Below are 25,528 nucleotides of genomic sequence, written 5' to 3'. Positions count from 1 at the left end.
AGAAGTGCATGACGCAAGTCACGGTGAAAGAACTGGCCAAAGTGGTCGACACACCGGTAGAGCGCCTGTTACAGCAGATGCGTGAGGCAGGTCTGCCGCACACCGCCGCCGAGCAAGTTGTGACCGATAACGAAAAACAAGCCTTGTTGACGCACCTGAAAAGCGGTCACAAGGCCAAGGTGGAAGAGCCTCGCAAGATTACCTTGCAGCGCAAGACCACCAGCACCCTGCGCGTTGCTGGCAGCAAGAGCATCAGCGTTGAAGTGCGCAAGAAGAAAGTCTTTGTGCAGCGTAGCCCGGAAGAGATCGAAGCCGAGCGCAAGCGCGAGATGGACGAACGCCGTGCGGTAGAAAATGCCGCTCGTCAAAAGGCTGAAGAAGAAGCCAAGCGTCGCGCTGAAGAAGATGCGCGCAATCAGCCTGCCCCCGGCCAGCCTGCTGCGGCACCTGAGCAACCTGTTGCTGCAGCCGAGCCTGTGCGTGAAGCGCCAGCACCAGCAGCGGCTGCTCCGGCACCTGCCAGCGCAGCGCCGTCTGCTGACGCTCGCAAGCGTGACGAACAGCGTCGCCCTGACAAGCCTCGTGCTGACGACCGCAATGCCCGCGGCGGCGACGGGGAGCGTAAAAACGCTCCGCATCGCGCTTCGGTCAAGGAGAAGGCTCCAGCCCCTCGCGTTGCTCCTCGTACTACCGACGAAGAAAGCGACAGCTTCCGTCGTGGTGGTCGCGGCAAGTCCAAGCTGAAGAAGCGCAATGCACATGGTTTCCAGAGCCCTACCGGCCCTGTGATCCGTGACGTTGCCATCGGCGAGACCATCACTGTCGGCGAATTGTCGGCACAGATGTCGGTCAAGGCTGCTGAAGTCATCAAGTTCATGTTCAAGATGGGCACTCCGGTGACCATCAACCAGGTACTGGATCAGGAAACTGCCCAGTTGATCGCCGAAGAGCTGGGCCACAAGGTCACGCTGGTCAGCGACAACGCCCTGGAAGATTCCCTGGCCGAATCGCTGAAGTTCGAAGGTGAGTCGTTCTCCCGTGCACCGGTTGTGACCGTAATGGGCCACGTCGACCACGGTAAGACCTCGCTGCTCGACTACATTCGTCGTGCCAAGGTTGCAGCTGGCGAAGCCGGCGGCATCACCCAGCACATCGGTGCCTACCACGTTGAAACCGAACGCGGCATGGTCACGTTCCTCGACACCCCTGGTCACGCCGCGTTTACCGCCATGCGTGCCCGTGGTGCCAAGGCAACGGATATCGTGATTCTGGTGGTTGCAGCTGACGACGGCGTGATGCCGCAGACCATCGAAGCTGTTCAGCACGCTGTAGCGGCTGGCGTTCCGCTGGTTGTTGCGGTGAACAAGATCGACAAGCCTGGTGCTGACCTCGATCGTATCCGCAGCGAGCTGTCGGTCCATGGCGTGACGTCCGAAGAGTGGGGCGGTGATACGCCTTTCGTTTCGGTATCCGCGAAAATGGGTACTGGCGTCGACGAGCTGCTGGAAGCTGTTCTGTTGCAAGCTGAAGTTCTGGAACTCAAGGCAACTCCTTCGGCCCCGGGTCGTGGTGTTGTTGTCGAGTCCCGTCTGGACAAGGGTCGTGGTCCGGTCGCTACTGTTCTGGTTCAGGACGGTACGCTGCGTCAGGGCGACATGGTTCTGGTCGGTTCGAACTTCGGCCGCATCCGCGCCATGCTCGACGAGAACGGCAAGCCGGTCAAAGAAGCAGGTCCTTCGATCCCGGTCGAAATCCTGGGTCTTGACGGTACTCCGGATGCTGGCGACGAGATGTCGGTGCTGGCTGACGAGAAGAAAGCCCGCGAAGTCGCTCTGTTCCGCCAAGGCAAGTTCCGCGAGGTCAAACTGGCTCGCGCTCATGCCGGCAAGCTGGAGAACATCTTCGAGAACATGGGTCAGGAAGAGAAGAAGACGCTTAACATCGTCCTCAAATCCGACGTCCGCGGTTCTCTGGAAGCATTGCAGGGCGCCCTCGGCGGCCTGGGTAACGACGAAGTGCAAGTGCGCGTAGTCGGTGGCGGTGTCGGTGGTATCACCGAGAGCGACGCCAACTTGGCACTGGCCTCCAACGCTGTACTGTTTGGCTTCAACGTGCGTGCCGATGCTGGCGCGCGCAAGATTGTCGAGCAGGAAGGTCTGGATATGCGTTACTACAACGTGATCTACGACATCATCGAAGACGTCAAGAAAGCCCTCACCGGTATGCTTGGCAGCGACGTCCGGGAGAATATCCTGGGTATTGCCGAAGTCCGCGATGTGTTCCGTTCGCCGAAATTCGGCGCGATCGCAGGCTGTATGGTTCTGGAAGGCACTGTCTACCGTAACCGTCCGATTCGTGTTCTGCGCGAAGACATCGTTATCTTTGAAGGCGAGCTGGAATCCCTGCGCCGCTTCAAGGACGACGCTGCCGAAGTACGTGCAGGCATGGAATGCGGTATTGGCGTCAAGAGCTACAACGACGTCAAGGTCGGTGACAAGATCGAAGTCTTCGAGAAGGTCCAAGTGGCTCGCAGCCTCTAAATCGCGAGCTTCAGGAGCCATGGTGGGAGCTTCGCATGCAAATGCCCTGCTTCCCCCATGGGCTCTAAACGCAACGCCCGGTCTGGCAATTGTCAGGCCGGGCGTTTGCCGCTTTCAGACTGTCAGGGTTTGGTCCCGGATCAGTAACAGGTAACAAGCATGGCAAAAGAATACAGCCGTACCCAACGCATTGGCGATCAGATGCAGCGCGAGCTGGCGCAACTGATCCGTCGCGAAATCAAGGACCCACGCGTGGGTCTGGTCACTATCACCGCCGTAGACGTCAGCCGTGACGTGGGTCATGCGAAGATTTTCATGACCGTCATGGGCCAGGACAGCGCGGAAGAGATCGCACAGACCATCAAGGTGCTCAACTCTGCCGCAGGCTTCCTGCGCATGCAGCTGGCACGCGAAATGAAGCTGCGCAGCGTGCCTCAACTGCATTTCCACTACGACGAAAGCGTCGTGCGTGGTGCGCATCTCTCGGCACTGATCGAGCGTGCAGTGGCACAGGACTGTCAGCATCAGGAAGGCTCGGCATCGCCAGACGCAAAGCCTGAAAGTACCGAGGAATAAAGAGTGGCTCAGGTCAAGCGTATACGCCGCAACGTCAGCGGGATCATCCTGCTCGACAAGCCACTGGGTTTCACTTCCAACGCCGCTTTGCAAAAGGTTCGCTGGCTGCTCAATGCCGAGAAAGCCGGGCATACGGGCAGTCTTGATCCTCTGGCAACGGGTGTTTTGCCGTTGTGCTTTGGCGAAGCGACCAAGTTTTCCCAGTACCTGCTCGATTCGGACAAGTCCTACGAGACTCTGGCGCAGTTGGGCAAGACCACCACGACCGCCGACTCTGAAGGCGAGGTTTTGCTCACGCGTCCGGTGACCGTTGGTCGCGACGATATTGAAGCGGCGTTGCCGCATTTTCGTGGGCAAATCAGCCAGATACCTCCCATGTACTCGGCCCTCAAGCGTGATGGCCAGCCACTTTATAAGCTGGCACGTGCAGGGGAAGTAGTGGAGCGCGAGCCCCGTTCTGTTACTATTGCGCGCCTGGAATTACTTGCTTGCGAAGGCGACACAGCACGTCTGTCCGTCGATTGCAGTAAAGGCACCTATATCCGTACGCTGGTCGAGGATATTGGTGAAAAGCTCGGTTGTGGTGCTTACGTCGCAGAGCTGCGCCGTACTCAGGCGGGGCCTTTCACGCTGGCTCAGACGGTTACGCTGGAAGAGCTGGAGCAAGTGCATGCCGACGGCGGCAATGAGGCGGTTGACCGCTTCCTGATGCCATCGGACAGCGGTCTGCTGGACTGGCCGCTGCTGAAGTTTTCGGAGCACAGTTCGTTTTACTGGTTGCACGGGCAGCCAGTGCGCGCGCCGGACGCACCGAAATTCGGTATGGTTCGTGTGCAGGATCACGAAGGTCGCTTCATCGGTATCGGTGAAGTCGGCGAAGACGGGCGTATTGCGCCGCGTCGATTGATTCGGTCAGAGTGACCGGAACCAGTCCGTCCGCAGGCTAGCCTGCGAGCGGGGTGGAACGAGGATGGCTGTCAACAGGCACGGTCATACCTCCTTTTTTAATACGAGGATCTGTCCTCGGCCTGTTGGAAACGTTTCTCCGGAAGCGCTTCCTTGAACAAAAGGATTGCCCACATGGCACTCAGCGTTGAAGAAAAAGCTCAGATCGTAACCGACTACCAGCAAGCTGTTGGTGATACTGGTTCGCCAGAAGTGCAAGTTGCACTGCTGACCGCCAACATCAACAAACTGCAAGGCCACTTCAAGGCCAACGGTAAGGACCACCACTCGCGTCGTGGTCTGATCCGTATGGTAAACCAGCGTCGCAAGCTGCTGGATTACCTGAAAGGTAAGGACGTTAGCCGTTACAGCGCCCTGATCGGTCGTCTGGGTCTGCGTCGCTAATAACGACGTTGCTAGAGGTTGGTTGTCTGTCACGATCCGTCGGGTTTTCCCGGTGGTTCTGGCAGGCTCCCAGCCTCAAGTTTTATCTGGACTGTGGAAGGGGCCGATTCCCCACGCTGCCCAAGAATTCGCAAGAAACCAGTTCCCCAAGAGCCACAAAGAAAGGTAGGAAACCGTGAACCCGGTAATCAAAAAGTTTCAGTTCGGTCAATCGACCGTAACCCTCGAGACAGGCCGTATCGCCCGTCAAGCCTCTGGCGCAGTATTGGTCACCGTTGACGACGACGTCAGCGTACTCGTGACTGTGGTCGGCGCCAAACAGGCTGACGCTGGCAAAGGCTTCTTCCCTCTGTCCGTGCACTATCAGGAAAAAACCTACGCTGCCGGCAAGATTCCTGGTGGTTTCTTCAAGCGTGAAGGCCGTCCTTCCGAGAAGGAAACCCTGACCTCGCGCCTGATCGACCGTCCGATCCGCCCGTTGTTTCCAGAAGGCTTCATGAACGAAGTGCAGGTTGTCTGCACCGTCGTCTCCACCAGCAAGAAAATCGATCCGGACATCGCTGCGATGATCGGTACTTCGGCTGCACTGGCCATCTCCGGTATTCCGTTTGACGGTCCGGTCGGTGCTGCGCGCGTTGCTTTCCACGAAAGCACCGGCTACCTGCTGAACCCGACTTACGAGCAACTGCAGGCTTCGAGCCTGGACATGGTCGTAGCCGGTACTTCCGAAGCCGTTCTGATGGTTGAATCTGAAGCCAAAGAGCTGACCGAAGACCAGATGCTGGGCGCTGTGCTTTTCGCCCATGACGAATTCCAGGTGGTGATCAACGCCATCAAGGAACTCGCTGCAGAAGCCGCCAAGCCTGTCTGGGCCTGGCAGCCGAAGCCTGAGGCAACCGCACTGCTGGGCGCTATCCGTGCCGAGTTCGGCGACGCGATCTCCCAGGCTTACACCATCACTGTCAAAGCCGACCGCTATGCGCGTCTGGGCGAGCTGAAAGATCAGGTCGTTGCCAAGCTGGCTGTCGAAGAAGGCAGCCCGTCTGCCAGCGAAGTCAAAGCTGCTTTCGGTGAAATCGAATACCGCACCGTTCGCGAAAATATCGTCAACGGCAAGCCGCGTATCGATGGTCGCGATACCCGTACCGTTCGCCCGCTGAACATCGAAGTTGGCGTTCTGCCGAAGACTCACGGTTCGGCACTGTTCACCCGTGGCGAAACTCAGGCGCTGGTTGTTGCGACGCTGGGTACCGCGCGTGACGCACAGCTGCTCGACACCCTTGAAGGCGAGAAAAAAGACCCCTTCATGCTGCACTACAACTTCCCTCCGTTCTCGGTGGGCGAGTGTGGTCGTATGGGCGGCGCGGGTCGTCGTGAAATCGGTCACGGTCGTCTGGCACGCCGCAGCGTACAGGCCATGCTGCCGGGCGCTGACGTATTTCCGTACACCATCCGTGTTGTGTCGGAAATCACCGAGTCCAACGGTTCCAGCTCCATGGCTTCGGTCTGCGGCGCTTCTCTGGCACTGATGGACGCTGGTGTTCCAATGAAGGCACCGGTTGCCGGTATCGCCATGGGCCTGGTCAAGGAAGGCGAGAAATTCGCCATTCTGACCGACATCCTTGGTGACGAAGACCACTTGGGCGACATGGACTTCAAGGTAGCCGGTACCTCTAAAGGTGTTACCGCGCTGCAGATGGACATCAAGATCAAAGGCATCACCGAAGAAATCATGGAGATCGCCCTGGGTCAGGCCCTGGAAGCTCGCCTGAACATCCTCGGTCAGATGAACCAGATCATCGGTCAGTCGCGTAACGAACTGTCGGCCAACGCTCCGACCATGATCGCGATGAAGATCGACACCGACAAGATCCGTGACGTGATCGGCAAGGGTGGCGCAACCATCCGTGCCATCTGCGAAGAGACCAAGGCTTCGATCGACATCGAAGACGACGGCTCGATCAAGATCTTCGGCGAGTCCAAGGAAGCGGCTGAGGCAGCACGTCAGCGCGTTCTGGGCATTACCGCAGAAGCCGAGATCGGCAAGATCTACGTCGGTAAGGTTGAGCGCATCGTCGATTTCGGCGCGTTCGTCAACATCCTGCCGGGCAAGGACGGTCTGGTTCACATCTCGATGCTGAGCGATGCTCGCGTAGAGAAAGTGACCGATATCCTCAAGGAAGGTCAGGAAGTCGAAGTGCTGGTACTGGACGTGGACAACCGCGGTCGTATCAAGCTGTCGATCAAAGACGTAGCGGCAGCGAAAGCGTCGGGCGTCTGATTGACCTGAGCGGCGTGTGAAAAAGGACTCTTCGGAGTCCTTTTTTTATGAGCGCAATTAGAGGGTTACAAACGGGGCATGCAAACTGCTCGGTGCAAACATGCATCTTGCAAGCCCGATTAGTGACGAACGGGCAAACTGCACGACCTGGTGGAAAACAAAAAAACACAACCTTATGATTTTAAAGGGTTTTTAGTATATTTGGTTTTTGGCACACCGCTTGCGATATACCTGTTAACCCTGCCACCACACGCTGGTGCAGATTTCGAGAAAAACAGGAGTTATCGTATGAAGAAGTTCGCTATTGCCGCTGCTACCGCTACTGCCCTGACTCTGACCATGGCCAACGCTGCTTTCGCACAGACCTCGGCTCAAGCGCCAATGGTTCTGGCAGCTAACACCACTACTCAAGAAGTCAAAGAAGATACTTCTGATACCTGGATCACCACCAAAGTCAAAGCTGACCTGCTGACCGAGAAAGGCATCCCAGGTTCGGACATCAAGGTTGAGACCAACAAAGGTGTGGTTTCCCTGTCCTCCATGGTAAAAGTTACCGAAGCTCAGAAAAACACCGCCGTCGCTATCACCAAGAAAATCAAAGGTGTTAAAGACGTATCGGCTGCTGGCCTGAAAGCCGAGTAATCGAATACTGCCCATGAACAGCCGCAGTCATTGATTGATGGAAAGTTCATGCGAGGCTACAAGGATGTAGCCATTAAAGGCCCCGACTGAAGAGTCGGGGCCTTTTCTATGGCGCTACGAAACATATGAAGGGAAGGGGAGCTGGGGGATCAGTTGCGGCGTTTGCTCTCGATGCCTACCAGGCGACCGCCTTCAAAGCGCAGGTACTGATACATGCCGTTATCAGGACCGTAGATCCATTCCTCGATCTTCACGGCTTCTGACCTTCGATAATTACTACTAAAGGTTTCCCGAGTGCCGAGTACTTCCTGGCTGACCGGTTCGCCGCATTTCTGCTGGACCTCGAACGTCCGGTCGCCGGTGCTGACCAGCTGGCTGCCGCAACGCAGGGTCGAGGTGGCATACGCTGATGCGACAACTGACCCGGCCATGGCGGCGAGGGTCAGGTTGATCAGCCGTTTGATTCGGGTGTGTGCCAATGGCTTCATTCGCTGTCGAGGTGGAGGGGGCTGATGACTTTACCATCCGGTTGGGCCTGACCCAGTTGCGCGTCGACGAAGTACACGCGAGCGTCTTCTAGCTTGCCCTTGTCCACCAGGTAATCCTTGATGCTGCTGGCTCTGCTTTGGCCCAGTTCGCGCAGCAGCACCTCATTGCTGCTCCAGAACTTGAGTACGGCGGCACGCATCTGGGCAGCACGCTGCTCCTTGCCCAGACTGGCCCATTCAGCAGGCGGTTGCTGTTTCAGGCGCGTTCTGTAGATACCTTCGAGCATGGGCGCCTTCTCCTCTTCCGGGACCTGTATCAAACCGGCCCTGGCTGGAACCTTGTCGCCGCGGCGCTGGAGGATCTTGTAATAGGTGTACTGGTATTCGCGCTCCAGCCGCTGTTGGGCGATCAATGGACCATCACTGCTGGCAGCGCTGGTGCCTTCGATCTCCAGCTTCAGGTCCGGACGCTCCTTGAGCGCCACCGAGAGCTTGTCCAGAGCACTTTGCGCCTCTGCCGACAAATCACTGGAGCCCGGCGCGAAACTCACGCTGCCGAGGTCCTCGGAGCTTCCACCGGCGACCAGACCGCCGAGCATCTTGAACGGAGCCTGCGCAGCACGCAGCACAAGATTGCGCAGGGTTTGCCAGACAATTGGCATGACGCTGAACTGCGGGTTGTTCAGATCGCCCTCGATCGGCAGCTCCAGGGAAATTCGTCCCTGCGTATCCTTGAGCAGCGCGACCGCCAGACGGATAGGCAGGTCCAGCGCATCCGGGCTGTCGACACGCTCACCCAGTTGCAACTGTTCAACCAGCACCTTGTTCTGCGCCTTGAGCTGACCTTTGGTGATCAGGTAGTGCAGGTCGAGATTGAGCCTGCCCTTGCGGATTCTGAAACCGGCGAACTTGCCGGAGTAGGGAGTCAGGTTGGTCAGCTCGACGCGCTTGAAGCTGGTGGTGATATCCAGGCTGGCCATCGGGTCGAACGGGTTGAGGCTGCCTTTGATGGTCACAGGCGCGTAGCGATCGACCTTGCCCTGGATGTCCACGGGTGCCGGTGTCGCCTTGCGGTTGTCGATGGTGCCGATACGACCATTGAGCTGCTGCACGGCGGTGGCAAAGTTCGGGGTCAGGGTCATGTCGGCAAAGTTTGCCGAGCCATCCTTGATATTCACTTCGCCGACGTAGATCGCCAGAGGGTTCTCTGCCTTGGCCTTGGGTTGTGTTCTGGCTGGTTTTGGCTGCGATGCAGTCTTGTCATCAGGCTGCGGAATCAGCAGATCATCAATGTTGGTGGTCCGGTCCTCATTGATCATGAAGCGCGCGTAAGGCTGATCCATGTTGACTTTGGCAATCGAAAGACCCGTGCCGTGCTGGTAGTCCAGCCCTTCGAGTTGCAGTTGTTGCCACTTCAGGAAGTCGCGCTGTTTGAGCGTGTCCAGTGTGTGAAGCTGATTGACCTGCGCTTTGCCGGTGACGCTGAACGCCAGCGGTTCGGTGCTTTTCAGGTTAACCGCCAGATCGCTGCCCAGCATGCCGCTGCGCATTTCCAGACGAATGAATGGGCTGATGTAGGCCTGGGCGAGGCGCAGGTCGATGTCGCGGGTAGTTACGTTAAGTTGTGCACTGACCGGGTTGAGGTTCACATCGCCGGCTGCAGTGAGGTTGCCCTGTTTGCCCAGCCCGGTATCAAGCTTGAGCGTGAAGGGGGATTTGTTCAGGCTGTCGAAATTCTGGATGTCCAGATTCAGCGGGCCAACATCCAGAGCAACGGGCTCTTGAGGTACGCGATCTGCCAGATGGACCATGTAATTGCGCAGCTGCACATCTCGCAGCAGCACCTGCCATGGCGTGCTTTGCGTGGCGGGCTTGGCTTTGGCAGAGGCCTCTGTGGCTGGGGCCGGTTCAGCCGCCTTGTCGTCCACGGCCGGTGTTTGCGGTGCCGCTGGCTTGCCCGGCTGGCTGGCAAACAGCTTTTGCCAGTCCAGTTGCCCGTCGGCTTCGCGCGCTGCCCAGGTTTCCAGCTTCTGGCTGCGGATCTTGCCTACGGTCACCAGCTGCTTTGCCAGATCGACCGAAGTTTCGCTCACGTCCAGGCGTTGCAGGCGAACAAGAGGGCGACCGTCTGGCGTGTTCAGCGCGAAGGGCGCGACGCTGGCCGACACATTGGTCAGCTTCAGCTCGGTTTCCTTGGCCAGATTCAGTGTGTAGGCCGTGCTGAAATTCAGTACGCCATCCTCAAGCGCCAGCGGCAGGGCATCACGCACGTAAGGCCACCACAGCTTCATCTTGCTGTCGGTAACTTTCAGCGTTCCCTCGGAGGTGATCGGTATCAGGCTGATACGGCCGACCCAGTCGATCTGCCCGCCATCCGGACCTGCCGCGACCAGCGTCATGTCGGCATTGTCTTCGGGTAATGTGCTGAGGTTCTTGAGTTCGAAATTGAGTGTGTCGTAGAGAAATTCGATGGGCTGGCTGGGGCGCATATCCCGAAAGTGAACGTAGCCATCGGCCAGTTTGATTTCGTCGATACGCAGCGGGAACGGCTTGCCGGGTGGTTCGTCCTTGGTAGGTTCGCTGGCTGGCAGCTTGAACAGTTGCGCCAGATTGAGCTTGCCTTGCTTGTCGAACAACAGCTCGGTCTTGGGTTTGATCAGCTCGATGCGTTGCAGATGCAGCGCTCGTGTCCACAGGCTGTTGATTTGCAGGTTGGCATAAAGCTTTTCAAATGCGACCTGTTCCTTGCCCGGCGTGCCGATGTTCAGGCCCCAGAGCGTCAGCTCCAGTGTGTAGGGGTTGAATTCCAGGCGTTCAAGTTTCGCCGGCACGGTGGCGTAGTTGGCCAATTGCTGATTGGCGATCCGCAGAGCGACACCGGGAAGAATGAAGAACCCCAGCAAGCTGTAGAGCACGATCACAGTCAGCAAGGAGCCAAGTGTGCGTTTCAATCCTCTGGACATGGGCAGCGGCGTCTCTCTCTTTTGGAAGCCCTTGGAGTATGGCATGCCTGTTCGGTTCCCAAGGCACTGCCGTCGCCGCTCGTAGGAACTTTCCGGCAGTGCTTTGTGATATCAGCCGCCGGGTCAGAGTTGCAGGATCAGCGTTTTCAGGGGTGGCTGATTATCCAGAGACGGGAAGTCCTTGGCAGGAAGCATCTCCTGGCAGTCGCGTACCGGGCGTCCAGCCTTGGTGGCACAGCGTAATACCTGCTCACGCCAGTCCTGCATGCTGACCTTCGCAAGGTTGTTGCAGCAGATCAGTACGCCGCCGTCTGCCGTCGCCAGCAGAGCCGGCTTGAGCAGGCTTTGATAGTCGCGTAGCAGGTCAACGGTGCCGAACGCACTTTTGGCCCAGGCAGGTGGGTCAAGCAGAACCAGATCATACTGGCGCTGTTGCAGCTTCATGTAGCTGGGCAATTGTTGGCTGCGCCGCGCTGCAATCGGCAGCCCTGCCAGTTGGCGGATCGCCGGAAAATAATCCGACTGGATGAACTGCATGGGTGGCAGTTGCGGGTTAAGTGCACCATTCTCTCGACCCACGGCCAGGTTGCCTTCGGCGAAGTCCAGATTGCACACCTCGCTCGCGCCACCGGCCGCAGCACTGAGACCGACGCCGCAGGTGTAGGCGAACAGGTTCAGCACGCTTTTGCCGGCGCTGTGCTGTTTGACCCAGCCACGCGTGTTGCGCAGGTCCAGAAACAACAGCGGGTCCTGGCCTGCATGCCGGCCGCGGACTCGATAATTGAGCCCCCACTCATGCCCGATGTGGTCGGCCAGCGCCGCTTCGTCAGCCTTGTAGACCGTATCCTGGCGATCCACGCGTGAGTTGCCTTGCGAGCGATCGTTATAGACCAGCAGCGTTTCCAGGCCCAGTCGCGCGTTGACCTGCTCGTGCAGCGCAAGCAATGCATCGCGATCCAGGCGGGTGTGAAAGCTTTGTACCAGCAATTGCGGGCCGTAGCGGTCGATTGTCAGCCCGCTGGCGCCTTCCTGGCTGCCGTGAAACAGCCGATAGCAGTCTGTGCCCTGCTGATGCAGTTCGCCCAGCAACGATTGGCGATTATCGAGGGCGACGCTGAGCGCCTGATTCAAGGAAGACATGCTAAGCGCCTCGGGCTGGAATAAGGCGCGGGAGTTTAACAGCTAGCGGGCGCTGACGGTTTTTAGCGTCAGCCGCGTTGTTCAGGTCCTGTGCTGTCATACAGCGCCAACATTCCCCTGTTACGGTACTTTTTTGCCTGTCAGCGAGGGGATAACCGTGAGCCAGTTCGATCTCAAGCGTCGCCGTGTCATCCAGGCCGTGGGGGCCGGTTTGCTGTTGCCGGGGCTTGCGCCTGCGGTGATCGCTTCGGTGCAGGACCGCCCGAAAATGGTCGATGGTGTGCAGTCCGGAGATGTGCTCGGCGACAAGGCCATGGTCTGGAGCCGCAGCGACCGGCCTTCGCGGATGGTGGTTGAATGGGACACACGCAGTATGTTCACCCAGCCACGGCGCGTGGTCTCGGCGCTCGCCGATCAGCGTACCGACTTCACTGCGCGGGTCGAGTTGAGCGGGCTGCCGGTCGATCAGGCGATTTTCTACCGCGTCTCGTTCGAGGATGCCCAGAGCGGTGTCGCCAGCGAGCCCTGGTTCGGCCATCTGCGCAGCACGCCCCAACAGCGTCGTGACATCCGCTTCGTCTGGAGTGGCGACACGGTGGGGCAGGGCTTCGGCATCAACCCTGACATTGGTGGCATGCGTATCTATGAGGCGATGCGCTTGCGCTTGCCGGACTTTTTTATCCACAGCGGTGACACCATTTACGCCGACGGGCCAGTGCCCGAGCAGATCACCACGGAAGGCGGGCGGATCTGGCGCAACCTGACCACCGAGGCGAAAAGCAAGGTGGCGGAGACCCTCGACGAGTACCGAGGCAATTACCGCTATAACCTGATGGATGAAAATCTGCGCTGCTTCAACGCAGAAGTGCCGCAGATCTGGCAATGGGATGACCACGAAGTCACCAACAACTGGTCGCCCAGCAAACAGCTTGATGAGCGTTACAAGGTCAAGGATATCCAGCTGCTGTCCTCGCGTGCCCGCCAGGCTTATCTGGAGTACGCGCCGCTGCGCTTGCAGCAAGCCGACAATGGCGGACGCATTTATCGCAAGATTCCCTACGGTCCAATGCTCGACGTTTTTGTCCTCGATATGCGCAGCTACCGCGATGGCAATGATGCCAATCTGGCCGAAAAACCGGGCCCTACCACTGCATTTCTTGGCCGTGAGCAACTTGACTGGCTCAAGCGCGAACTCAATGCGTCGCGCGCGCAATGGAAGGTCATTGCTGCTGACATGCCCATCGGCCTTGGCGTACCGGATGGCGAGGTGAGCCCCGGTGTGGCGCGCTGGGAAGCCATCGCCAACGGCAATGACGGACCGGCGCTTGGCCGCGAGCTGGAGGTTGCCGAATTGCTGGCGTACCTGCGCGCGCAGAAGATTCGCGACTGTGTCTGGCTGACGGCCGATGTCCATTACTGCGCCGCGCATCATTACCAGCCGGATCGTGCCGTGTTTCAGGACTTCGACCCGTTCTGGGAATTCGTCGCCGGGCCGCTGAATGCGGGCAGCTTCGGTCCCAATGTACTGGACAAGACGTTCGGTCCGGAACTGGTGTTCCAGAAGGCGCCCCCTGCACAGAACACCTCGCCTTTTGCGGGTTATCAGTTCTTTGGCGAAGTGAACATCGACGGGCAGACCGGCGAGATGTCTGTTGCCCTGCGCGATCTTGATGGCGTTTCAGTGTTCGAGCGCAAATTGCAGCCGACCGTGGAGGTTAGCCGCATTGTCTGACAGAGAATCGGGGTTGTTCAGGTAAGCCTTTAGGAAATTCCTTGCAACATGCTTGTCGTGTGTGGCCTATCATGAGCTACCTAACGACGGGACCGGGTGTGTTGCATGCTGGCTATTTTTCTCCAAACCCTGAACATCACCGCCCCGGTGTTTGCCATGCTGTTTCTGGGCGTATTGCTCAAACGCATCGGTGCTATCAATGACGGGTTTATCGTCGCGGCTTCCGGGCTGGTGTTCAACGTCACGATGCCTGCGCTGCTGTTTCTGGGCATCATTCACGCTGATTTGCGCGCGGCCCTGCAACCCAGGCTGCTGATCTTCTTCAGTGTCGCGACGCTGCTGAGCTTCGCATTCGCCTGGGGCTGGGCGATCTGGCGCTGCCCGCAAGAAGAGCGTGGCGTTTACGTTCAGGGCGCGTTTCGTGGCAACAACGGGGTAATCGGTCTGGCCCTGGCGGCCAGCATGTACGGCCCTTATGGCATTTCGCTGGGGGCGATTCTGGCCGCGCTGGTCATCGTCTTCTACAACACGTTGTCGACAATTGTGCTGGCAGTTTACAGCCCGGTAATCAAGTCCGACCCGTGGAGCGTGTTCAAAAGTGTGCTGGCCAACCCGCTGATCATCAGCGTCATCATCGCATCGCCTTTCGCTTACTTCAGCATAGGCCTGCCCAGGTGGCTGGAGACGTCCGGCAGTTATCTGGCGCAAATGACCCTGCCGTTGGCGCTGATCTGCATCGGCGGCACGCTGTCGCTGGCCTCGCTGCGTAAAAGTGGCAGTCTGGCGATCAGTGCCAGCGTCATGAAAATGATCACGCTGCCGCTGCTCTGCACGCTGGCCGCCTGGCTGGTCGGTTTTCGCCGCGCGGAACTGGGCATTCTGTTCCTGTACTTCGCGAGCCCGACGGCCGCTGCCAGCTACATCATGGCGCGCACCGCCAACGGCAACTACGAACTGGCCGCCGCGATCATCGTCATCACCACACTGGCCGCAGCGGTCACCACCAACGTGGGAATTTTCATTCTGCAATGGGGCGGCTGGATCTAGTCCGGCTTTACGTAGCTGTCGATGACTTCCTGTGCTGCACGGAACGCGTCGATGGCTGCTGGCACGCCGGCATAGACCGCGCAGTGCAGCAGCGCCTCGCGAATTTCCTCCACTGTGCAACCGTTGTTCAGTGCTCCACGAACATGGCCCTTTAGCTCTTGCGGGCATTTCAGGGCGGTGAGGGTGGCCAGGGTGATCAGGCTGCGGGTTTTCAGCGGCAAACCCTCACGACTCCAGACGCTGCCCCAGGCGTGTTCGTTGACGAAGTCCTGCAGCGGCTGGCTGAACTCGGTCGCGTTACCCAGCGCCCGGTCGACGTAAACATCGCCCATTACCTGACGACGGATCTGCTCGCCTTCGCTGATTGTCTTGTCTGTCATGGCATTCCCCTTGTATCGATGCGGGTTGAGGTCAGTGCTGGCGTCGCCAGGCGCGGATCGTGCCCCAGGCAACAATAACGCCGAGCACAGGCAGAGCCAGGGTAAGCATTTTCGTTTCGAGCCTTTCGGCCAGTGCCATTCCGGTGCTGATCGCTAGAATATGCAGCCCGTAAGTCAGGTACAACGACAGCAGAAACAGACCCTCCATGCGGTCTATCCGGTAGCCGGAATAGAACAGCGGCACACAAAGCAGCGAAACACCGAGCATGATCGGCAGGTCGAACACCATTGCATTAGGCGAGATCGTCAGCGGCACGGGGGCGAACAGTGCGGTCACTCCCAATACCCCCAGCAGGTTGAACAGATTGCTGCCGATCACGTTCCCCACTGCAATATCCCGTTCGCCACGAAACGCCGCGATCATCGAGGTCATCAGGGCAGGCAGTGAGGTGCCGATGGCGATGATGGTCAGGCCGACAATGCGCTCGGAAAGCCCCAGATGGATGGCGATCACGACCGAAGCGTCAACCAGCAGGTGCCCGCCAGCGGTCAGCAGCAGCAAGCCCGCGGCAAGCATGAGGATGCGCGTGAAGGTGCGTGGTTTCTCTGTCGTTTCGGCATGGCCGTGGCGCGGCGTGTGACCGCCCTGGCGGATGATGACAATCAGGCAGACCAGTAACCCGGCAAGCAGCAGTGCGCCGTCAAACTTGCTGAATTCGCCGTTCCATGACAGGCCGATCGCCAGCAGGCAGGCCCCGATCATCAGCGGAATATCGATGTGCAGCACCTGGCGGGCAACGCGTAACGGAATGATCAGCGCGCATAGGCCAAGAATCACCAGGACATTGAAGATGTTGCCACCGATGACGCTGCTTACGGCGATGTCGGTGTTATCGGCAAACGCCGCTTGCAGGCTTACCGCCATTTGCGGCGCACTGGTGCCCATCGCCACCACGGTCAGGCCGATGATCAGTGGCCTGACCTTGAAAATCGCCGCCAGATGCACTGCCGCACGCACTGACAGTTCTGCCCCGATCAGCAGCAATAGCAGGCCGCTGAGCATTTGAATGAGCGCGGGGGCGGGCAGGGCTGATAGCTGGAGAATACGAGTGTCCTTGTTGGTGTTGATCGGGGTTAAGGCTAATCGAGGGCCTGAACACGCACTGGCGCGGTGCCGCTACGCAGCATACCCAGTTGTTCGGCTGCTTCGCGAGAGACATCGATCAGACGGCCGCGGGTGTGAGGGCCGCGATCATTGATGCGTACGACCACTGACTTGTCGTTGTCCAGGTTAGTGACCTTGACGCGTGTGCCGAATGGCAACTGCCTGTGGGCGGCAGTCAGGGCGTTCTGATTGAAGGGTTCGCCACTGGCTGTGCGATTGCCATGATGGCGGGCACCGTAATAAGCGGCTGTGCCGGTTTCGTCATAACCGTGAGGGTCGATGATGTGATTGGCGCACCCTGCCAGTAACGTCAGCAGGCTGCAGGCAAAAATAAGGCGGCGCATGGGTTGGGTTCCTGAGTGCCGGAGTAGGTGTGGTTGACGCTCATGCCAATCCTCCATGCTGGCATGCATTTCGTGACGCTCCGCGTCACAACTCGGTGTTGCAGCGCGCACGCAACAGCGGACGCAGAGCGTCCAGAACTGCATTCCCACGCGGAGCGCTAGCGTTATACATAAGTCATGAAGAGCCCAAAAAGCGGGGTCTTTGACCGCAATCGCGATGTGAATAAAGATCTCTGTGGGAGTGAGCTTGCTCACGAAGACCTTGGTCCAAACGCCCTGTCTCTAGAGGCTGTACCGGCCTATTCGCGAGCAAGCTCGCTCCCACAAGACTCGTGTATAACGCTGATCGCATAGCATGGGAACGAGAGTGACGAGGATCAGCCCTCCAGCTTGGCCTTCAGCAACTCGTTGACCTGCTGCGGGTTGGCCTTGCCTTTGGAGGCTTTCATTGCCTGACCGACGAAGAAACCGAACATCTTGCCGCGCTTGGCTTCATCAGCGGCGCGATATTGTTCGACCTGCTCCGCGTTGGCAGCAAGCATCTCGTCGAGCATCGATTCGATGGCACCGCTGTCGGTTACCTGCTTCAGGCCGCGCTTGTCGATGACTTCATCGGCACTGCCTTCGCCATTGGCCATCGCCTCGAAAACCATTTTCGCGATCTTGCCGGAAATGGTGTTGTCGGTGATGCGCTTGAGCATGCCACCCAGTTGCTCGGCACTGACCGGCGACTGTTCGATTTCCAGGCCCTGTTTGTTCAGCAGGCTGCCCAGTTCGACCATGACCCAGTTGGCGGCCAGCTTGGCGTCACTGCCGATGCTGACCACCTGCTCGAAGTAGTCGGCCTGCTCGCGGCTGGAGGCCAGCACACTGGCATCGTAGGTCGACAGGCCGAACTGGCTCTGGAAACGTTCGCGCTTCTGCGGCGGCAGTTCCGGCAATGTGGCGCGGGTTTCTTCGAGGAACGAATCCTCGATGATCACCGGCAACAGGTCCGGGTCGGGGAAGTAGCGGTAGTCGTTGGCTTCCTCCTTGCTGCGCATGGCGCGGGTTTCGTTGGTGTTCGGATCGTACAGGCGGGTCTGCTGGATAACCTTGCCACCGTCTTCGATCAGATCGATCTGGCGCTGGATCTCGCTGTTGATCGCCTTCTCGATGAAGCGGAACGAGTTGACGTTCTTGATCTCGCAACGTGTGCCGAACTCGACCTGGCCCTTCGGGCGAATCGACACGTTGCAGTCGCAACGCAACGAGCCTTCGGCCATGTTGCCGTCACAGATGCCCAGATAACGGACAATCGCATGAATGGCTTTTACATAGGCCACGGCTTCCTTGGCACTGCGCATGTCCGGCTCGGAAACGATTTCCAGCAGCGGCGTGCCGGCACGGTTCAGGTCGATACCGGTCATGCCCTGGAAGTCTTCGTGCAGGCTTTTGCCTGCATCTTCCTCAAGGTGCGCGCGGGTGATGCCGATGCGCTTGACTGTGCCGTCTTCCAGAGTGATGTCCAGGTGGCCCTTGCCGACAATCGGCAGCTCCATCTGGCTGATCTGGTAGCCCTTGGGCAGGTCGGGGTAGAAGTAGTTCTTGCGGGCAAACACGTTGTGCTGGCCGATTTCGGCATCCACCGCCAGGCCGAACTTGACGGCCATGCGCACGGCTTCCTTGTTCAGCACCGGCAGAACGCCGGGCATGCCCAGATCGACGAGGCTGGCCTGGGTGTTGGGCTCGGAGCCGAACGTGGTGGCGCTACCGGAAAAAATCTTTGATTGGGTCGAAAGCTGGGTATGAATCTCCAGCCCGATGACGACTTCCCATTGCATGTGTTTCTCCTCAGAAGCCTTCAGGTGCGCGAGTGTGCCAGTCGGTGACTTGCTGATACTGATGCGCCACATTCAAGAGACGGCCTTCCTGGAAATACGGAGCGAGCAACTGCACGCCGACCGGCAGGCCATCGACAAAGCCTGCGGGCATGGACAAGCCGGGCAGGCCCGCCAGGTTGGCGGTGATGGTGTAGAAGTCTTCCAGGTATTCGGCAATCGGATCGTTGGTCTTGGCGCCGATTTTCCAGGCCGGGTTGGGCGTGGTCGGGCCGAGGATTACGTCGACTTCGGCAAATGCACTCATGAAATCGTTCTTGATCAGGCGACGGATCTTCTGCGCTTGCAGGTAATAAGCGTCGTAGTAGCCCGCCGACAGCGCATAGGCGCCCACCATGATGCGGCGCTGGACTTCCGGGCCAAAGCCTTCAGCGCGGGAACGCTTGTACAGGTCGGTCAGGTCTTTCGGGTCTTCGCAGCGGTAGCCGAAACGCACGCCGTCGAAACGCGACAGGTTGGACGAGGCCTCAGCCGGCGCGATGACGTAGTAGGCCGGGATTGCGTGTTGCAGGTTTGGCAGGCTGACTTCCTTGACGACCGCACCGAGTTTTTCCAGCTCCTTGACGCTTTCATGCACCAATTGCGCGATACGCGGGTCCAGGCCTGCGCTGAAATACTCTTTCGGTACGCCAATACGCAGCCCCTTGAGCGAGGTGTTGAGGCTGGCGGAGTAGTCCGGAACCGGCTCGTCGATGCTGGTCGAGTCTTGCGGGTCGAAGCCAGCCATGCCTTGCAGCAGCAGTGCGCAATCTTCGGCGGTGCGCGCCATTGGCCCTGCCTGATCGAGGCTTGAAGCGTAGGCAATCATGCCCCAGCGCGACACACGACCGTAGGTAGGCTTGAGGCCGGTGAGGTTGGTCAGTGCCGCTGGCTGGCGAATCGAGCCGCCGGTGTCGGTGCCGGTTGCCGCAGGCAGCAGGCGTGCAGCAACCGCCGCTGCCGAACCACCGGAAGAGCCACCGGGCACGCATTCCAGATTCCACGGGTTTTTCACCGCGCCGTAATGGCTGGATTCGTTGGCCGAACCCATGGCGAATTCGTCCATGTTGGTCTTGCCCAGCGTCACCGTACCGGCAGAGGCCAGACGCGAAACCACAGTGGCGTCATACGGGGCCTTGAAATTGTCGAGCATCAGCGAGCCGCAGCTGGTACGGATGCCCTGAGTGCAGAACAGGTCCTTGTGCGCCAGCGGGGCGCCGAGCAGCGGGCCGTTCTCACCGGCGGCGCGCCGAGCGTCTGCCGCCTGGGCCTGAGTGATGGCCAGGTCTTCGGTGAGGCTGATGAAGCTGTTGAGCTGCGGGTCAAGCGTCGCGATACGCGACAGCAGAACGCGGGTCAGCTCTTCAGAAGAAAACTTTTTTTCGGCGAGTCCGCGAGCGATCTCGGCCAGAGTCATTTGATGCATGCAGGCGCTTTCCCTTACTCGATGACTTTCGGAACCAGATAGAGGCCGTCTTGGACCGCTGGTGCGATGGCTTGGTAAGTGTCACGACGATTTTGCTCGGTGACGGCGTCTTCGCGCAGGCGCTGGGTGGCTTCCAGCGGGTGAGCCAGAGGCTCGATGCCAGTGGTGTCGACCGCTTGCATCTGATCGACCAGCCCGAGAATGCTGTTAAGTGCTTCGGTGGTACGCGGGATATCGGCGTCATTGAGACCCAGTCGGGCCAGATGAGCGATCTTTTCCACGTCGGAGCGTTCAAGCGCCATGGGGTATCTCCAGTGGAATGCTTATGGATTTGCTTTGTTGCCAATTGCGGAACACTATCGCGTTATTACTGTCTCAAGCCGCTAACGTCGAGGGTCGTGTTCGGAAAACCGCCAATTTAGCATATTGGCTCCTTGCCCAAAATCCCTGTCGTTGTTAGAGTTTGCCGCACTTTTTTTACCACGCGTTCCCTAGGGTCCCTTTCCCATGTTCAAGAAACTGCGTGGCATGTTTTCCAGTGATCTATCCATCGACCTGGGCACTGCCAACACCCTTATCTACGTGCGTGAGCGCGGTATCGTTCTGAATGAACCCTCTGTCGTTGCCATTCGTACTCACGGCAACCAGAAGAGTGTCGTAGCCGTCGGTACCGAAGCCAAGCGCATGCTGGGCCGTACTCCAGGCAACATTGCAGCCATTCGTCCCATGAAAGACGGCGTTATCGCCGACTTCAGCGTCTGCGAAAAAATGTTGCAGTACTTCATCAACAAGGTCCACGAAAACAGCTTTCTGCAGCCCAGCCCTCGTGTGCTGATCTGCGTTCCGTGCAAATCCACCCAGGTTGAGCGTCGTGCCATTCGCGAATCTGCCCTGGGTGCAGGAGCGCGCGAAGTATTCCTGATCGAAGAGCCGATGGCTGCTGCAATCGGCGCCGGTCTGCCGGTGGAAGAAGCTCGCGGTTCGATGGTTGTCGACATCGGCGGCGGCACCACCGAGATCGCGCTGATTTCCCTGAACGGTGTGGTGTATGCCGAATCCGTACGTGTCGGCGGTGACCGTTTCGATGAAGCGATCATCACCTATGTGCGTCGTAACTACGGCAGCCTGATCGGCGAATCCACTGCCGAGCGCATCAAGCAGGAAATCGGTACGGCCTACCCGGGCGGCGAAGTGCGTGAAGTCGACGTCCGCGGCCGCAACCTGGCTGAAGGCGTGCCACGTGCATTCACCCTGAACTCCAACGAAGTGCTCGAAGCGCTTCAGGAGTCACTGGCGACCATCGTTCAGGCGGTCAAGAGCGCTCTGGAGCAGTCGCCTCCGGAGCTGGCTTCGGACATCGCCGAGCGTGGTCTGGTCCTGACCGGTGGCGGTGCATTGCTGCGTGATCTGGACAAATTGCTGGCTCAGGAAACAGGTCTGCCGGTGATCGTTGCCGAAGACCCGCTGACCTGCGTTGCGCGCGGCGGTGGCCGTGCGTTGGAAATGATGGATAAGCACACCATGGATCTGCTCTCCAGCGAGTAATTCGCCGGGGTGCCTTTCACGGAGTCTTTTGTATGCAGGTGGCGTATGTGCTACCTGTATGCATCGTGCTGACACCGAAACAGGGTGCCTGTCTCTTTCATTTGTCCAGGCCGGTTACATACCGCATGAATAATTGCCAATCGAAGTTCGATCCAACGATCGCATGCCCCGGAGGAGCGGCCTATTAAACCGCTTTTCGCAAAAGGCCCGTCGCTGGGCGTACGTCTGCTGGTGCTGGCCGTTCTGTCGGTTGCGTTGATGGTTGTCGACGCCCGCTTTACGATCCTCAAGCCCGTGCGCAGCCAGATGTCGATGGTGCTCATGCAGTCCTACTGGATCGTTGATCTGCCACAACGTTTGTATCAAGGCGTTGCCAGTCAGTTCGGTAGCCGTACAGAGCTGATCGCCGAAAACGAAAAACTCAAGACCGAAGCGTTGCTCCTGCAAGGTCGCCTGCAAAAGCTGGCGGCACTGACCGAGCAGAACGTTCGTCTGCGTGAGTTGCTGAATTCTTCTGCGCTGGTCAACGAAAAGGTCGAGGTCGCCGAGTTGATTGGCATGGACCCGAACCCCTTTACCCATCGCATTATCATCAACAAGGGCGAGCGCGACGGCGTTGTGCTGGGCCAGCCGGTGCTCGATGCGCGTGGCCTGATGGGCCAGGTGGTCGAGTTGATGCCCTACACCTCGCGGGTCCTGCTGCTGACTGATACGACCCACAGCATTCCGGTGCAGGTGAATCGCAACGGTCTGCGCGCCATCGCCAGCGGCACCGGCAACCCGGAACGGCTGGAGCTTCGGCATGTGGCAGATACTGCCGACATCAAAGAGGGCGATCTGCTGGTCAGTTCCGGTCTGGGTCAGCGTTTCCCGGCTGGCTACCCGGTGGCAACGGTCAAAGAAGTGATTCACGACTCCGGCCAGCCGTTCGCAATCGTGCGTGCCGTGCCTACCGCCGCATTGAATCGCAGCCGTTATCTGTTGCTGGTGTTCTCGGACGGTCGTTCGCCGGAAGAGCGCGCTGCCGACGCAGCGCAAGCGCAGGAATCCATCGACAAGGGCATCGAGCCTTCGGTAATGGCGACCCTGCCGCCGCCGACACCTGCTTTCCCAATGTGGCCGCAAGCAACTGTTCCGGTATTTCCGGGCAGCACTGCAACGCATAAGCCTGCTGCGCAATCGACGACGCCAGCACAAGCGCCAGCGGCAACGCCAGCGACACCGGCAAGGCCAGCCGCCCGGCCTGCTGCTTCCCAGCCGCCTGCTTCAAGACCTTCCACTGCTCGGGAGCCTATCGATGGTTAGTCATGTTTCCGGGCGCAATGGCTGGGTGGTCTGGCTGACGTTTGCGATCGGTCTGTTGCTGAGCGTTTCGCCGCTGCCGCAATTCATGGAAATCTTCCGGCCCTTGTGGCTGGCCCTGTTGCTGACCTTCTGGGTTCTGGCGCTGCCGCACAAATACGGTATGACCACTGCGTGGATACTGGGGCTGATGGAAGATGTGCTGTATGGCACATTGCTTGGCCAGAATGCGCTGATCCTCAGCCTGATCACGTTTCTGGTGATGTCCCTGCAGCAGCGTCTGCGTATGTTCCCCATGTGGCAGCAATGTCTGGTGCTGTTGGTCGTATTCGGTCTGGCGCAGCTTGCGCAGCTCTGGCTGAGTGCATTGACCGGCAACCGTCAGCCTACGCTGGCGCTGGTTCTACCCGCGCTGGTCAGTGCCCTGTTGTGGCCCTGGATCAGCTATGGCCTGCGTGGATTGCGCAAACGTTTGAAAATCAATTAAGCGCAAGGTGAGCGCGACGCCCCGCTGCGTCCCTGGCGCTCACCCGAACAGACACGGAGATGTCCTTATGCCCTCGCTTTATCTGGCTTCTGGCTCGCCGCGCCGCCGCGAACTTCTGACTCAGATCGGTGTGTCCTTTACCGTACTGAACGCTCAGATTGACGAAACTCCCTTCGACCACGAAACCCCGGCTGCCTATGTCGAGCGTCTTGCGCTCGGCAAGGCCCAGGCCGGGCTGTCTGTGCTGGCGGCCGAACAACAGGCCTGCGTGATGGGCGCTGACACGGCGGTGGTGCTTGATGGGCGCATTCTTGGCAAGCCGGCCGATGAGGCGGATGCTCTGGCCATGCTGACGGCCCTGTCCGGGCGCGAGCACGAAGTGATGACTGCCGTCGCGCTGAGTGATCGGCATCGCAGTGAAACCCGTATTGTGACCAGTCGCGTGCGCTTTCGCCCGATTCAACCCCACGAGGCCCAAGCCTACTGGGCCAGTGGCGAGCCTGCCGACAAGGCCGGAGGCTATGCCATTCAAGGGCTGGCGGCGATTTTCGTCGAGGGCCTGCAAGGCAGCTATTCTGGGGTGGTTGGTCTGCCTCTGTGTGAAACCGCAGAACTGCTTGGCCATTTCGGCATACCCTGCTGGCAATGCCTGGAAGGTGACGAGTCATGAGTGAAGAGATCCTGATCAACATCACCCCGATGGAATCACGGGTGGCAGTGGTAGAAAACGGTGTTCTGCAAGAGGTGCACGTCGAGCGTACCCAGCGCCGCGGCATCGTCGGCAATATCTATAAAGGCAAGGTAGTGCGGGTGCTTCCCGGCATGCAGGCGGCGTTCATCGATATCGGTCTGGACCGCGCTGCATTCATTCATGCCTCGGAAATATCCATGCGTGAAGGGCCTGCCGTCGAGAGCATTGCGTCGCTGGTGCATGACGGCCAGAGCCTTGTGGTGCAAGTCACCAAGGACCCCATCGGCAGCAAAGGCGCGCGGCTGACTACCCAGCTCTCCATTCCGTCACGGTATCTGGTGTACATGCCGCGCACTGCGCATGTAGGTATTTCCCTGAAAATCGAGGACGAGGCAGAGCGTGAACGACTGAAAAAAGTTGTCAGCGATTGTGTCGCCCTGGAAGGTATCAAAGAGGCCGGAGGCTTTATTCTGCGTACCGCGGCCGAAGGTGCCGGTGCTGATGAAATCCTCATGGATATCCGCTATCTGCGCAGACTCTGGGATCAGATCGGCGAGCAGATCAAGACCGTCAGCCCGCCTACGGTGATTTATGAGGACCTGGGCCTGGCCCTGCGTACCTTGCGTGACCTGGTGAGCCCGCGTATCGAAAAAATCCGCATCGACTCGCGGGAAACCTTTCAGAAGACCACCCAGTTCGTGGCCGAATTGATGCCGGAGATTGCCGACAGGCTGGAGCATTATCCGGGCGAACGGCCGATCTTCGACCTCTATGGGGTCGAGGATGAAATCCAGAAAGCTCTCGAACGCAAGGTGCCGCTCAAGTCCGGTGGTTATCTGGTGGTCGATCCGGCCGAGGCGATGAGCACCATCGACGTCAATACCGGCGCGTTTGTGGGGCATCGCAACCTTGAAGAAACCATCTTCAAGACCAACCTGGAAGCCGCGACAGCCATTGCCCGGCAGCTGCGCCTGCGCAATCTGGGCGGCATCATCATTATCGATTTCATCGACATGGAAGACGGTGAGCACCAGCGTCAGGTGTTACGCACGCTGGAGAAGCAGCTGGAGCGCGATCACGCCAAGACCAATATCATCGGTATCACCGAGCTTGGCCTGGTGCAGATGACCCGCAAGCGCACCCGTGAAAGTCTTGAGCAAGTGCTCTGCGAGCCCTGCCATTGCTGCGCGGGTCGGGGCAAGCTGAAAACCCCCGAGACTATTTGCTATGAAATCTTTCGCGAGATCCTGCGAGAAGCTCGAGCCTATCAGGCGGTGGGTTATCGGGTTCTGGCCAATCAGCGCGTGGTCGATCGCTTGCTCGACGAGGAGTCGGGCAATGTGGCTGAGCTGGAGAGCTTCATTGGCCGGACCATCCGTTTTCAGGTAGAAACCATGTACTCGCAGGAACAATACGACGTGGTGCTGCTCTGAGGGTGCTGATCGTTTGAAATATGATGACAAGTGCCCTTCGGGTTTCTGGCAGGTATGCCGTTTTATCGAGAATGATGCGTGGGAAATGAGCAAAACCTGTACCTGAACGCACCTGCACACCTGAGCCGGAATCGATT

General features: G+C 58.9%; 22 protein-coding genes. 13 read left to right on the top strand and 9 right to left on the bottom strand.

The window, feature by feature from the left end; translation table 11 throughout:
* Positions 1-8 precede the first annotated feature (8 nt).
* From infB to KP808_RS20870, 6 genes are all read left to right on the top strand, one after another.
* Complete coding sequence (gene infB, locus KP808_RS20895) at positions 9-2,540, top strand: translation initiation factor IF-2 (protein WP_230016805.1); 2,532 nt, start codon at positions 9-11, stop codon at positions 2,538-2,540.
* A 159-nt stretch (positions 2,541-2,699) separates the two neighbouring features.
* Complete coding sequence (gene rbfA, locus KP808_RS20890) at positions 2,700-3,116, top strand: 30S ribosome-binding factor RbfA (RefSeq protein WP_016981182.1); 417 nt, start codon at positions 2,700-2,702, stop codon at positions 3,114-3,116.
* Positions 3,117-3,119: 3 nt separating this feature from the next.
* Positions 3,120-4,037, top strand: a complete 918-nt coding sequence (gene truB / locus KP808_RS20885) for a tRNA pseudouridine(55) synthase TruB (RefSeq protein WP_054994869.1) — start codon at positions 3,120-3,122, stop codon at positions 4,035-4,037.
* A 159-nt stretch (positions 4,038-4,196) separates the two neighbouring features.
* Complete coding sequence (rpsO, locus tag KP808_RS20880) at positions 4,197-4,466, top strand: 30S ribosomal protein S15 (RefSeq protein ID WP_002555121.1); 270 nt, start codon at positions 4,197-4,199, stop codon at positions 4,464-4,466.
* Between the two features lie 175 nt (positions 4,467-4,641).
* A complete protein-coding gene (gene pnp / locus KP808_RS20875) occupies positions 4,642-6,747 on the top strand; it encodes a polyribonucleotide nucleotidyltransferase (RefSeq protein WP_057402164.1) in 2,106 nt (701 codons plus the stop codon).
* Positions 6,748-7,035: 288 nt separating this feature from the next.
* A complete protein-coding gene (locus KP808_RS20870; protein WP_002555119.1) occupies positions 7,036-7,389 on the top strand; it encodes a BON domain-containing protein in 354 nt (117 codons plus the stop codon).
* Between the two features lie 149 nt (positions 7,390-7,538).
* On the opposite strand, the gene KP808_RS20865 is transcribed toward KP808_RS20870, so the two are convergent.
* From KP808_RS20865 to KP808_RS20855, 3 genes are all read right to left on the bottom strand, one after another.
* Positions 7,539-7,877 (bottom strand): DUF2845 domain-containing protein, encoded by a 339-nt coding sequence (locus KP808_RS20865; RefSeq protein WP_003364124.1) that lies wholly within the window; start codon positions 7,875-7,877, stop codon positions 7,539-7,541.
* Entirely contained in the window at positions 7,874-10,840 is a 2,967-nt protein-coding gene (locus KP808_RS20860; RefSeq protein WP_230016804.1) for a DUF748 domain-containing protein, read from the bottom strand. The genes KP808_RS20865 and KP808_RS20860 overlap by 4 nt, the downstream gene beginning before the upstream one ends.
* Before the next feature lie 123 nt (positions 10,841-10,963).
* On the bottom strand, positions 10,964-11,980 hold the full coding sequence (locus KP808_RS20855; RefSeq protein ID WP_230016803.1) for a class I SAM-dependent rRNA methyltransferase: 1,017 nt from the start codon (positions 11,978-11,980) through the stop codon (positions 10,964-10,966).
* Positions 11,981-12,137: 157 nt separating this feature from the next.
* Between KP808_RS20855 and KP808_RS20850 the strand changes: the two genes are divergently transcribed.
* Together KP808_RS20850 and KP808_RS20845 are read left to right on the top strand one after the other, a co-directional pair.
* A complete protein-coding gene (locus KP808_RS20850) occupies positions 12,138-13,712 on the top strand; it encodes an alkaline phosphatase D family protein (protein WP_230016802.1) in 1,575 nt (524 codons plus the stop codon).
* Between the two features lie 105 nt (positions 13,713-13,817).
* The gene (locus tag KP808_RS20845) at positions 13,818-14,759 is read left to right on the top strand and encodes an AEC family transporter (protein WP_058400690.1); all 942 of its coding nucleotides are present in this window, start codon (positions 13,818-13,820) and stop codon (positions 14,757-14,759) included.
* Here KP808_RS20845 and KP808_RS20840 read toward each other — a convergent pair.
* The 6 genes from KP808_RS20840 to gatC all read right to left on the bottom strand — a co-directional run bounded on the left by KP808_RS20840 (position 14,756) and on the right by gatC (position 20,235).
* Positions 14,756-15,139 (bottom strand): carboxymuconolactone decarboxylase family protein, encoded by a 384-nt coding sequence (locus KP808_RS20840; RefSeq protein ID WP_005733046.1) that lies wholly within the window; start codon positions 15,137-15,139, stop codon positions 14,756-14,758. The two genes, KP808_RS20845 and KP808_RS20840, sit on opposite strands and share 4 nt — an antisense overlap.
* A gap of 31 nt (positions 15,140-15,170) precedes the next feature.
* On the bottom strand, positions 15,171-16,202 hold the full coding sequence (locus KP808_RS20835; protein ID WP_230016801.1) for a calcium/sodium antiporter: 1,032 nt from the start codon (positions 16,200-16,202) through the stop codon (positions 15,171-15,173).
* A gap of 77 nt (positions 16,203-16,279) precedes the next feature.
* The gene (locus KP808_RS20830) at positions 16,280-16,648 is read right to left on the bottom strand and encodes a septal ring lytic transglycosylase RlpA family protein (protein ID WP_057402169.1); all 369 of its coding nucleotides are present in this window, start codon (positions 16,646-16,648) and stop codon (positions 16,280-16,282) included.
* Between the two features lie 377 nt (positions 16,649-17,025).
* Positions 17,026-18,471: an Asp-tRNA(Asn)/Glu-tRNA(Gln) amidotransferase subunit GatB gene (gene gatB, locus KP808_RS20825; protein WP_230016800.1), complete on the bottom strand. Its 1,446-nt coding sequence runs from the start codon at positions 18,469-18,471 to the stop codon at positions 17,026-17,028.
* 10 nt (positions 18,472-18,481) lie between these two features.
* Positions 18,482-19,933: an Asp-tRNA(Asn)/Glu-tRNA(Gln) amidotransferase subunit GatA gene (gatA, locus tag KP808_RS20820; protein ID WP_122280599.1), complete on the bottom strand. Its 1,452-nt coding sequence runs from the start codon at positions 19,931-19,933 to the stop codon at positions 18,482-18,484.
* A gap of 14 nt (positions 19,934-19,947) precedes the next feature.
* Entirely contained in the window at positions 19,948-20,235 is a 288-nt protein-coding gene (gene gatC, locus KP808_RS20815) for an Asp-tRNA(Asn)/Glu-tRNA(Gln) amidotransferase subunit GatC (RefSeq protein ID WP_058400693.1), read from the bottom strand.
* Between the two features lie 205 nt (positions 20,236-20,440).
* Between gatC and mreB the strand changes: the two genes are divergently transcribed.
* The 5 genes from mreB to rng all read left to right on the top strand — a co-directional run bounded on the left by mreB (position 20,441) and on the right by rng (position 25,391).
* Complete coding sequence (gene mreB, locus KP808_RS20810; RefSeq protein WP_002555108.1) at positions 20,441-21,478, top strand: rod shape-determining protein MreB; 1,038 nt, start codon at positions 20,441-20,443, stop codon at positions 21,476-21,478.
* 231 nt (positions 21,479-21,709) lie between these two features.
* Complete coding sequence (mreC, locus tag KP808_RS20805; protein WP_058400694.1) at positions 21,710-22,783, top strand: rod shape-determining protein MreC; 1,074 nt, start codon at positions 21,710-21,712, stop codon at positions 22,781-22,783.
* Positions 22,776-23,267 (top strand): rod shape-determining protein MreD, encoded by a 492-nt coding sequence (gene mreD, locus KP808_RS20800; RefSeq protein WP_003364106.1) that lies wholly within the window; start codon positions 22,776-22,778, stop codon positions 23,265-23,267. Before mreC ends, mreD begins: the two co-directional genes overlap by 8 nt.
* A gap of 67 nt (positions 23,268-23,334) precedes the next feature.
* A complete protein-coding gene (locus tag KP808_RS20795; RefSeq protein ID WP_002555105.1) occupies positions 23,335-23,937 on the top strand; it encodes a Maf family protein in 603 nt (200 codons plus the stop codon).
* Positions 23,934-25,391, top strand: a complete 1,458-nt coding sequence (rng, locus tag KP808_RS20790; protein ID WP_004666200.1) for a ribonuclease G — start codon at positions 23,934-23,936, stop codon at positions 25,389-25,391. Before KP808_RS20795 ends, rng begins: the two co-directional genes overlap by 4 nt.
* Positions 25,392-25,528 lie beyond the last annotated feature (137 nt).

It is taken from the genome of Pseudomonas savastanoi, from assembly GCF_020917325.1.
Classification (GTDB): Bacteria; Pseudomonadota; Gammaproteobacteria; order Pseudomonadales; family Pseudomonadaceae; genus Aquipseudomonas; species Aquipseudomonas amygdali.
The sequence above is the reverse complement of the archived record's forward strand: the minus strand, read 5'-3'. Positions and strand labels throughout refer to the sequence as shown.

Bases quoted from the DNA above. Each gene is read 5' to 3' on its own strand.
- infB (WP_230016805.1), top strand. From the start codon at position 9: ATGACGCAAGTCACGGTGAAAGAACTGGCCAAAGTGGTCGACACACCG.
- rbfA (WP_016981182.1), top strand. From the start codon at position 2,700: ATGGCAAAAGAATACAGCCGTACCCAACGCATTGGCGATCAGATGCAG.
- rpsO (WP_002555121.1), top strand. From the start codon at position 4,197: ATGGCACTCAGCGTTGAAGAAAAAGCTCAGATCGTAACCGACTACCAG.
- KP808_RS20870 (WP_002555119.1), top strand. From the start codon at position 7,036: ATGAAGAAGTTCGCTATTGCCGCTGCTACCGCTACTGCCCTGACTCTG.
- KP808_RS20865 (WP_003364124.1), bottom strand. From the start codon at position 7,877: ATGAAGCCATTGGCACACACCCGAATCAAACGGCTGATCAACCTGACC.
- KP808_RS20860 (WP_230016804.1), bottom strand. From the start codon at position 10,840: ATGTCCAGAGGATTGAAACGCACACTTGGCTCCTTGCTGACTGTGATC.
- KP808_RS20855 (WP_230016803.1), bottom strand. From the start codon at position 11,980: ATGTCTTCCTTGAATCAGGCGCTCAGCGTCGCCCTCGATAATCGCCAA.
- KP808_RS20845 (WP_058400690.1), top strand. From the start codon at position 13,818: ATGCTGGCTATTTTTCTCCAAACCCTGAACATCACCGCCCCGGTGTTT.
- KP808_RS20840 (WP_005733046.1), bottom strand. From the start codon at position 15,139: ATGACAGACAAGACAATCAGCGAAGGCGAGCAGATCCGTCGTCAGGTA.
- KP808_RS20835 (WP_230016801.1), bottom strand. From the start codon at position 16,202: ATGCTCAGCGGCCTGCTATTGCTGCTGATCGGGGCAGAACTGTCAGTG.
- KP808_RS20830 (WP_057402169.1), bottom strand. From the start codon at position 16,648: ATGCGCCGCCTTATTTTTGCCTGCAGCCTGCTGACGTTACTGGCAGGG.
- gatB (WP_230016800.1), bottom strand. From the start codon at position 18,471: ATGCAATGGGAAGTCGTCATCGGGCTGGAGATTCATACCCAGCTTTCG.
- gatA (WP_122280599.1), bottom strand. From the start codon at position 19,933: ATGCATCAAATGACTCTGGCCGAGATCGCTCGCGGACTCGCCGAAAAA.
- gatC (WP_058400693.1), bottom strand. From the start codon at position 20,235: ATGGCGCTTGAACGCTCCGACGTGGAAAAGATCGCTCATCTGGCCCGA.
- mreB (WP_002555108.1), top strand. From the start codon at position 20,441: ATGTTCAAGAAACTGCGTGGCATGTTTTCCAGTGATCTATCCATCGAC.
- mreD (WP_003364106.1), top strand. From the start codon at position 22,776: ATGGTTAGTCATGTTTCCGGGCGCAATGGCTGGGTGGTCTGGCTGACG.
- KP808_RS20795 (WP_002555105.1), top strand. From the start codon at position 23,335: ATGCCCTCGCTTTATCTGGCTTCTGGCTCGCCGCGCCGCCGCGAACTT.
- rng (WP_004666200.1), top strand. From the start codon at position 23,934: ATGAGTGAAGAGATCCTGATCAACATCACCCCGATGGAATCACGGGTG.